The following is a 1,208-nucleotide window of genomic DNA, read 5'->3' as shown; positions in this document are numbered from 1 at the left end:
ATCTTTACCTGGTCATCCATACGGCCCAGGTACTCTATATTACCGTCAGGCAACCAGCGGCAAAGGTCCCCCGTCTTATACAATCGCCCGCCTTCTTCACCGTAGGGGTCCGGTATGAAACGCTCTGCCGTCAGATCCGAACGGTTCAGGTATCCTCGTGCAAGACCTGCTCCCCCGATATGCAACTCGCCGGGTACACCGATAGGATTTTGATGCCCGTTTTTTGATAAAATGTACAACCTTGTATCGGAGAATGGTTGCCCTATGGGTATTATACTGTGTTTTAAATTTAAGTCTATTTTATAGATACATTTTCCTATAGTTGTTTCGGTCGGCCCATAATGATTATAAACATCTCCTTTATATGCTACTGAAAACAATTTCTCTACGATATTTAATGGCATTGCTTCACCACCAAATACGATAACCTTTGCAGGTAAAAGTATATTACCATCCTTAATGTAAGAGTTCCACAGGGAGGGAACGATCTTTATACAATCAACATGATTATCTTTTAAATATCTTGCTAAACCCTGTCCATCAAATAAAATTGATTCAGATGGGACATGTAAATTTCCGCCTAAAGTCAAAGCAGAAAATAATATGGAATGACCCGCATCAGCGGTAAGTGGTGAAAAAAACATAAACGATGTACATTTTTGTAAATCAGCACTATCAATCATACCATATACATGATCCACCACGTTGCGGTGTTCGATCATTACACCCTTCGGACGCCCTGTTGAACCCGAAGTATAGATCACATACGCCAGGTCTTCCGAACGAACTTCAGCAGGCACCGGCCCCGACGGATAAACCGACAGCAGCTCCGATAAACTGTCCAGGCTTACCACCAGCGCATCCGGGCTCGCTTCCGAAAGCTGATCCTGGTAGACACTCTCGCCGAGGATCAGCGATGCTCCGGTATCCTGAAGCATATAACTGATCCGGTCCGCAGGGTAATCCGGATCCACCGGCACATAAGCACCCCCCGCCTTCAGCACCCCAAGGATCCCGATGATCATCTCCAGGGAACGGCCAAGACAGATCGGTACCAGCGTCTCCGATACAACACCRCGGCTCCGCAGGAAATGCCCCAGCTGGTTCGACCGGGCATCCAGCTCACGGTAGCTCAGACGGCTATCCCCGTAAACCACAGCGGTCTCTTCTCCCCGAAGCATTACCTGCTCCCTGAACAGGTCCAGCAG

The 1,208-nt window shown here is 48.0% G+C and carries 1 protein-coding gene; it reads right to left on the bottom strand.

Annotation, left to right across the window (positions count from 1 at the left end; translation table 11 throughout):
• Positions 1-1,208 (bottom strand): non-ribosomal peptide synthetase (locus AC1DRQ_RS31700; protein ID WP_477430154.1); only part of this gene is annotated, 1,208 nt, incomplete at both ends.

The sequence above is a fragment of the Mucilaginibacter sp. P4_E8 genome, from assembly GCF_056401495.1.
Note: the sequence above shows the minus strand (reverse complement) of the source record. Positions and strands in the feature narration are given on the sequence as shown.